This window comes from Polyangium spumosum (assembly GCF_009649845.1).
Taxonomy (GTDB): domain Bacteria; phylum Myxococcota_A; class Polyangia; order Polyangiales; family Polyangiaceae; genus Polyangium; species Polyangium spumosum.
The window spans coordinates 59,460-66,921 of the sequence record NZ_WJIE01000026.1; the positions used below are offsets into that span (position 1 = coordinate 59,460).

8 protein-coding genes are annotated in these 7,462 nt (G+C 64.9%); all 8 read right to left on the reverse strand.

Annotated features, from left to right (window positions below):
• Position 1: 1 nt before the first annotated feature.
• A complete protein-coding gene (locus GF068_RS40745) occupies positions 2 to 1,279 on the reverse strand; it encodes a hypothetical protein (protein ID WP_153824960.1) in 1,278 nt (425 codons plus the stop codon).
• A 372-nt stretch (positions 1,280 to 1,651) separates the two neighbouring features.
• Positions 1,652 to 1,906, reverse strand: coding sequence for a hypothetical protein (locus GF068_RS40750; protein ID WP_153824961.1), 255 nt, complete (start codon positions 1,904 to 1,906; stop codon positions 1,652 to 1,654).
• A 980-nt stretch (positions 1,907 to 2,886) separates the two neighbouring features.
• Positions 2,887 to 3,846: a DUF6884 domain-containing protein gene (locus tag GF068_RS40755; protein ID WP_153824962.1), complete on the reverse strand. Its 960-nt coding sequence runs from the start codon at positions 3,844 to 3,846 to the stop codon at positions 2,887 to 2,889.
• A complete protein-coding gene (locus GF068_RS40760; protein WP_153824963.1) occupies positions 3,843 to 4,088 on the reverse strand; it encodes a hypothetical protein in 246 nt (81 codons plus the stop codon). Before GF068_RS40760 ends, GF068_RS40755 begins: the two co-directional genes overlap by 4 nt.
• Entirely contained in the window at positions 4,085 to 4,891 is an 807-nt protein-coding gene (locus GF068_RS40765) for a SprT-like domain-containing protein (protein WP_170319986.1), read from the reverse strand. The genes GF068_RS40760 and GF068_RS40765 overlap by 4 nt, the downstream gene beginning before the upstream one ends.
• Positions 4,892 to 5,375: 484 nt before the next feature.
• Complete coding sequence (locus GF068_RS40770) at positions 5,376 to 5,933, reverse strand: hypothetical protein (protein WP_153824965.1); 558 nt, start codon at positions 5,931 to 5,933, stop codon at positions 5,376 to 5,378.
• The gene (locus GF068_RS40775) at positions 5,930 to 6,859 is read right to left on the reverse strand and encodes a suppressor of fused domain protein (protein ID WP_153824966.1); all 930 of its coding nucleotides are present in this window, start codon (positions 6,857 to 6,859) and stop codon (positions 5,930 to 5,932) included. The genes GF068_RS40770 and GF068_RS40775 overlap by 4 nt, the downstream gene beginning before the upstream one ends.
• A gap of 3 nt (positions 6,860 to 6,862) precedes the next feature.
• The gene (locus tag GF068_RS40780; protein WP_153824967.1) at positions 6,863 to 7,270 is read right to left on the reverse strand and encodes a hypothetical protein; all 408 of its coding nucleotides are present in this window, start codon (positions 7,268 to 7,270) and stop codon (positions 6,863 to 6,865) included.
• Positions 7,271 to 7,462 lie beyond the last annotated feature (192 nt).

A 7,462-nucleotide genomic window follows, 5' to 3' on the forward strand; every position in this document is an offset into this window, starting at 1 on the left:
GTCACTTTGCTTTTCGCTTCCGAGCCTCTTGGGCTCTGCGTTGCTTGCGGTTTCCCTCTGGAAGCTGTGCCGGCGCCTGATGTGCAGCGATCTTCTGCCTCAGCACGTCAGCGAACCTTCGGGGGCTTGGCTTCGTTAGTAAGCTTTCGACGCCGAACGTGTCGGCGGCACCCAGTGCGAAATTCAATGCGGTTCCTGCCAGGATGCTTGCCGCCATACCAACAGGAGAGCCAGTCGCCACACCTGCTACCCCACCCAAGACGCTGAACGCTGTCAGGCGGGCCATCTTGAACCATGAGCGATCTTTAAGCGGGTTATTGGTAATCGCTGCCAACCAGGCGCGCGCTACAGCATCGGCATCGTGCGGGTCCGGCTGTTCCCACAGCCACCTACGCAGCTCTTGGGTGGCCGGGTCGTTTCGCAGCTTCACGATGTCTCGCAGACCGATCACGCGCTTTAACAACAGCGCCGGGATGTTCGGCAGGTTTTCCACTCGGAGCCCCTGTTCCACCGCTTTCACGGCTCCGTATGCGTCCACGAAGTCCTTCATGCGCATGAGGTGCTTCCAGGCGACCTCGCTTTCGTGGACGTCGAATTCCAGACCTTGGAGAACCACGCCCATTGCGATGCCCTCAGCCATGCCGCTTAGGTCACCACGGCGGTCGTCGTTAAGTCGATAACGAGGTATCTCCGGATCGAACCCTAGCTTCCGAAGGCGACCACGATCATAGGCGTCTATCACAGCCTTCACAGCATCGTGGGGCACATTCTCGGCCGGCAGGTGGGTCCGCTCGATCGCGAGCTTCGCGAGGCGCTGAAGCTTCACCCATGGCACCTCAGTCCAGCCCCCCTTAAGGCCCATCTCAACGGAAGCTTCGGGATCGCTATGCGCGAGGCTGTTGTGGTTTCCACCTATGATGGGCTCAACCCCTTCCAGCCTATTCTGCATGTAGACGATCATCGGCCTCCAGAGAAGGAATTGAAGGGCCCCTTCCTCAAGGAGTTGCTCGACCCCTTCGACGCCGAAGGCATCAATCAGACGGCATAGAACGACGTTTTCTCCGAAAACGTGTGAACAGACGGACGGAGCTACGATCAACCCTTCGGCGACCCGGAACCCCTCCAGAGCCATTTCGATCTGAATCTGGTGGACAAGTCCCGCCGGTGCCTTGGGGTTCTTGTGCCATCGTCGTGCGATATCGTCAAAGCCCGTCGTGTAGAGCCCGTGGGGCATCCTGGGCTGCCAGTTCTTCGCTGGCTTCTTCTTGCTCTGCTTCATGGCGACGCCCCCGATCTCAACAGGGGGCGCCGTCTGCGTCAAGAGGATCGTGTGGTGCGTCACCCGAGAACTTCACGGGGATATATGCCTAAATTCCTCCAGAAGGCGTTGAGGCTTCGCTCGTGTAGGTCGCGTCCGCGCTCGGCTCGCTCTTCGAGAACCTCCGAGAGGACGACGATCTCGTTCCAGTTCTGCCGAACCAGTCGAGCTGCGCGAAGGAGAGCCGATCGCACGAGAGGCTCCGGAAGCGCGTGCGCGTCGATAATCTCGCGTATGCCCACGAGGTCCTCCTTGCAACCAGCGCGTGAACCAAGTCGGCTGAAGCGTGCCACGTATCGATCGGCGAAGTATCCGGCCGCCGCGATGGCGATCCTATCGGCCTGATAGGACGGGAAACTCGCCACGTCCCTGGAACTGTTTTTCCAGTTCGTCGAGACCGTGATGCCTTCCTACGACACCCGCCGCGCCATGAATGCCATGGTCGACGCACTCGGAGTCGTTACGGATCGTCAGGCTCGCGCACAAATCGGAACGGAGCCCGGCGTCCGCTTCGTGGAAGTCCTTTCGTCGCTCTTCGATTCCGGTCGGGTCAAGCTGGTCGGCAGCCGGGACGTTGACCTCATCCAATCGAAGGACTCACAGCAAATCGGCTGGGAGGACGGGGACGATGTCTGCATCCTTCCGGGAGAAGCGCAGCGCGTCGTAAGCGAGTACCTTCGCTCGATGGGCGAAACCTGGACGGCCACGCCCGCGGCCCTGACGGCTTCGCTCCGCGGTTACGTCACTTCATGGTCGGCCAGCGACAAGCGCGCGGACGTCAAGGTGACGTGCGGCTCTGGCCGCCCTCGCGTGTGGAAGATGCCACGCCCCATCCTCACGGAGACGAGCTTCGATGGTGTCGGGATCGTCGCGCAGTCCCGCGAGCCGGAAGCTGCCTGGTGTCGCAAACCCACCGCGCACGACGGCCGCCGAGGCTGGAGGAGGGCGAGGCTGCCCTCGCCCTCCTCCAATATTACGCGACGTGAAACCTACGGCTCAGCTAGGGGCAGGTCCCCCACCACGCATCACCGTTGGGGAGGTATGCCAACCCAGCAGAATGGCAGATCGCAACCACCCAGTCACGGCACCCCTGCTGAACGTAGCGGCTGGATAAGGCCCCGGAACTATTACAATGGCCCCAACAACACTGCCCGGCCCCGTTCAGCTCTTGGGCGGACTCGGCCGTCGTTTCGGCCGTCACTGCCTCCTCCACTTCCGCGCTTCCCGAGAGGTTCTCGTCCTGCGATTCTCCGCCCTCATCGACGGAAGCCATACAACCCACCCAGCACGAGCGTCGTAGCGCCGTCGCCGAGAGCTTTTTCGCGACCCTCTAAGGTCGAGCTGGTCGACGCGACGCGCTTCCCGACACGGGATGCCGCGATGACGTCGATCGGTGACTACCTCGAGAGGTTCTACAACCACGCCCGGCGGCACTCGTACCTCGGGTACTTGAGCTCATGCTCGCGACGATGCCGCGCTCGCGCAGCGCCCACGGTGTGAGGGCCTATGATCTGCCAGCGCCTTTCGGGGTGTACGCCTGCCCGAGGCCTGGCGGCGTCACGCCTTAGTTAGAAGCCGGACGGCACGAGTTCGGTCGGCAGGAGTTCCGCGAGGGCCTCGACGAAGCCCTCGTCGACCGACCCCATAGGATCCTCGTGCCACTCCGCGACCACGTCCGCCGCAGCACGATGGAGTTTCGCCAGGTCGTCGCGCGCAGCGCCGAGCTCGGCCCGCGCGGCGATGAGCGCCTCGCGTAGCTTCCGGATCTCCTCGCGAAGGTTTTTCTCGTCCATGTTGTCACCGCTCTTGCAGTTCAGGCACGTGGACCGCCCTGGAGCCCGCGGGTTCCTCTTGCACCAGATGCAAAGGCCAGCCGCCGCCAAGGCATCGAGGCGAGCGGCGTTTTGCCGCACGAGCTCGGTCTTTGGCAGTCGCGGCGGCTTCAGTGCTGATCGCTCGCTCTCTGTCCGGTTTGTTCCGGACTGGTCCGAGGGCTGCGGCTCGCTCGGTACGGCGTCCAGAGGGGCCGCAGGAGGCGGCACCGCGCCCTTGCGGGAGGGTCGCGGCCCCAGTCGTACGATCGTCCACGGGATGCCCCGGGCTGCGAGATCCTCACGGAACCAGCTTCGGCGATGGCCCAAGCCCTTGCCATCCAACGGGGTTTCCACCGCGACCAGAGGGCGCAACCCACGACGGGCTCGCACGAGCACGTCCGCGTACGCCTTCCCGGCGAGCACGACGAGGAGCAACTCCTCCCCGGGCCATCGGGCGCGCAGCCCTGCGAGGACGGAGCGCGCCCATTCGAGGCGCTCCTCATCGGACAGGCTCGTGATCACGAGGTCGTAGGGTTCGATGACCGTCGAGGGCTCGATGGCCCCGTGTTTGGCCGACAGGATGAACACGTCTCCGCCTCGGAGCTCGGCGTACTGCAAGGCCTCGCGGAACAGGCTCGAGCGGTAGAGCGTGCGCGCTGGCTGGGCGGTGTCCGCCTTCATGTCGGCGCACCCCACGAGGATCACGGTTTTCACGTGGCTACCCTCGCGGCCACCCCCTTCAGGCGGGCGACGAGCGCCTCGGGCTCTGAGAGATCATCGAGGATCGCGACCAGCGGGTCCGCCAAAACTTCCGCGACGAAGGCGAGCAAGGCCGGGGCTGCGGCAACCAGCTCTGCATCGCTGGCAACCACCTCGGCAACGAACAGGCCGTTCTGGTCGCGAATGGTGGCGCGTCCGGGAGAATCGCACGCGGCGATATGCCAGCGATCGCTCACGATTCCTCCTTCCCCGCCCCGGCGGCGCGCAGTTTTTCGTATTCGTCGAGCACTGCTCCCAGCGACTTCGATCCGGTCTGCGCGATCTTTCGAGCTTCCTCGATCACCAACTCGCGCAGCACCGCAGCCACGGGCAGCCCTTTCGCGCCGGCAACAGCGCGGAAGAACACGAGATCCAACTTATCAAGCCCTTCGACGAGCACCGAGGTCATCTCGGCGGCCGAACCCGGTTCGGGCTTCGCCCGTCCCGCGGCGTCTTCCTCTTCGTCATCGCATCGCTTCCGAGGGTCGTTTGGACCGTAATAGCCCTCCGGCCGGACGCACATCGGCCAGTGGGCAGCCTTCGCCTTGCCCCTTCGCCCCTTCGGCGCGACCTCCGCGAGCCCGAACTTCGCGCCGATCTCGTTGCACTTCTCCGCGAACCGGGGACCGTGCCCCTCGTAACCCTGCTCGAGGTTGTCGAGAACTTCGTGCTGCCAGGCGTGAACCATCTCGTGCAGGACGACGTCGAGCACGTACGCCAGGCAGACGGCCTCGCACTTGGGCGCGATCCGGATACGACTCGGGATTCCGTGCGCGTCGCGCGGCACGTAGTCGCCGAGCGTGCGCGGGGACGCGGGCTGCGTGATCAGGAGCATCGACTGCCCGAGCCGGCCGTCGAAGTGCTCCCGGTTGTACTCGTCGAAGGCTCGGTAGACCGCCTTCGGAGCCTCTTGCCCCTCCTGCTCTACAAGCGCTGCGAGGGCACGAGCGGGCGTGCGGGGGTCGATGCGGGGGACGCCATCGGCGGCGCCGCGACGCAACGGAAGGACCTGTCCGGTTTGTTTCGGACTGTGTTCTGTCATACGCCACAGAGTAGATCCGGGGGTCAGTAGGTCAAGATATGCTTTGGGTCATTCGGGACAGTTGGGCTCCAACGGTCGTCAGTCAGCCGGGCACCACCGTGGCAAGCAGCGTGCGGCCAAGCGCGTCACCCTTTGGGGCGCGGCCGTTCTTGGGGTAGCGGCGCGCGCTTGGTCGAGGCGCCGCACTCTCGTCCACGCTACGGGAAGTGGAGCTCGCGCTCGGTTCCGTCGCGGCTCCGCAGGACGATCGTCACCCCACGGTCACGGACGGCCATCAACAGCACGTCGTACAGGGCGATGGCTCGCCGCATCACCTCCGTAAGGCTGTCGGCCTCGCTGAGGGCGCGGAGGGATTCGAGCCGTGCGCGGAGCCGTTCGGGGAGCTCGAGGTTGAGCCGAGCTCGGCCCTGGTTCGCAGCGCGGGACGTCCTCGGCACCGCCGTCACCGCAGCATGTCGCGCCACTCCACGACCACCTCTGGCAGCGTTGCGATGTCGAGCTCGTGCCGCTGGTGCTTCCTGAAGTCGTCGAAGGTCAGCGCGTACATCGCGTAAATTTCGACCAACCTGCCCGACGAAACCCGGAAGCAAGCATCGTCGCCGAGCTGACGTGAGCGCGCGACGAGCAACGCGAAGACGTGGGGCGAGCCCGGGATGGACTCGGCCGAGTTGGTGAATACGCCGCCGTCCGCCGGGGCTTTCCCTACGAACAGGATCGCCTGGCACGCCCGGCGGAAGATGTACGCAGGCCATCGTTCGCCCGGGTTCCAGGTGTCGGGGAGCGACATCACGAACTCGAACCGCCGCTCCTCGCCGCTTCGCCCCTCGAGCGTGAAAACACTCGACCCTCGTGTGTGGAGGACCCAATGCGGGCGGGCCTCGCATGGCCGAACGCCGTAGACCTGTTTCGGGCCGAATATGCCGCTCGCATCCTCGTACACGACCTCGGCCGGGCCCAGATGCCGCTCAAAATGCGCAGCGATTGCTGCATCGTCCTTCATGTTAACCTCGACCACGGAAGCGGCCTCGCGTGCCCTTGGAGGTCCGGGAGCTCTGGCAACTCGGGTTGCGGCCCGTGACTGAATTCGCGCCAGCACATCTCGGGGTGCCCGAGCGGGTAGTCGCAGTCGAGATACTCGCGCTCCCGCCCGCGAGCCCATTGGAGCGCCGCCTCTACCGCGGGCTGGAACAGGATGTGCTGCCAGGCAACGTCGTCCCCCACGGCCTCGTCAATGACTGGGGTCCTGCCCAGCAAACGCCTCCCATGGCGATGATCAGCGAACAGTCCGTGGAACTTCTCGCCGAAGTACACGTAGACCAGCGGACCGTACCGCGTTCGTACGTGCACCGCGACCATGTCGAGGTCTTTGAATCGATGGAGAACGAGTCGGGGCTTCGGGAGGACCCAAGAAATCACCTCCGGGAGCTCGTCGATACGGAGCTGGCCTGCCAGGCGCCTCTTGTGGTCGCATTCGGTCAGAGCAAACAAGGCGTAAACGACAGTCGTAGCGCCCGAGGCCGTACGAAATTCCGCTCGGTTCCCAAGCTGGCGCGAGCGCGCGATGAGCAGGGCAAACACGTCCGGACAAGCGCTTCCTGAGTCCCCCGGGTTGAAGTACACGTCGCCCTCGCGCGGCGTTTTCCCCGCAATATCGATGGCGCGAGAGACGTTCCGGAGCACGCGTATGGGCCACAGCTCCCGCGGGTTCCACTCCTCCGAGAGCGACATGACGAACTCCGCGTGGTGGGCTCTATGCCCCTCCAAGAGGTGAGCGCGGGCCCCCACGGTATGCAGAACCCAGTGCCGGCGCCCCCTGCGCGGTGGAATGACGTGGACGTCCCGAGAGATCAGGCCGGGGCGCACGATCTGCTGTCTCCCCAGGTGCCGTTTGAGATGGGCGGCAATCACCGCCTGGTCGTCGGACATCTCCTACCTGGCCCTGATGAGCCGTCGGGCAGTAATGGTCAGGTTCCAAGCCGCGCGGTGCAGATCGTCGACGATCTGTTCTGCCTCCTCCGGAGTCGCCGCATAACCGCGGAACACCTCGCGCCCCTCGGCGCCGATCGCGCCCGCTTCGACGTACACGGCGCCGTCGCTCCCGAGCGCGAGCGTCTGGAGCATCGCCCACGTGAGCAGACCTCGCGTGCCGAGCTCCGCGCACTCCTCGGCAGTAAGGGCGTAGCCGACGAACACACGCCGGCCTCGCGGCGGATTCCCCTCGAAGGAGACGTGGAGCGCGCCGTCACTCGCGAGCACCAGCTCGGTTTCCAGGGTCGGGTTCTCGTCGTTCTCGTCATCGAGAGACGCCGGCTTTTGCTTTCCTCCGCGGCGGCTCACAGGGGCCTCCGGAGCTGCACGCGCTCGCACCCCTTGGCGTCCGTTGCGAGGACGATGATCCCCGTAGCCTCTAAGAGGGTGTTCATCAGGATTTCCGAGCTTCCTTGCGCGACACGTCGGTGGTCGTCAGGCGTCGGAGCATCAATGCGGTCATTGCGTGAAGGACATCGGCGCGACTCGATGTGGTGGTTC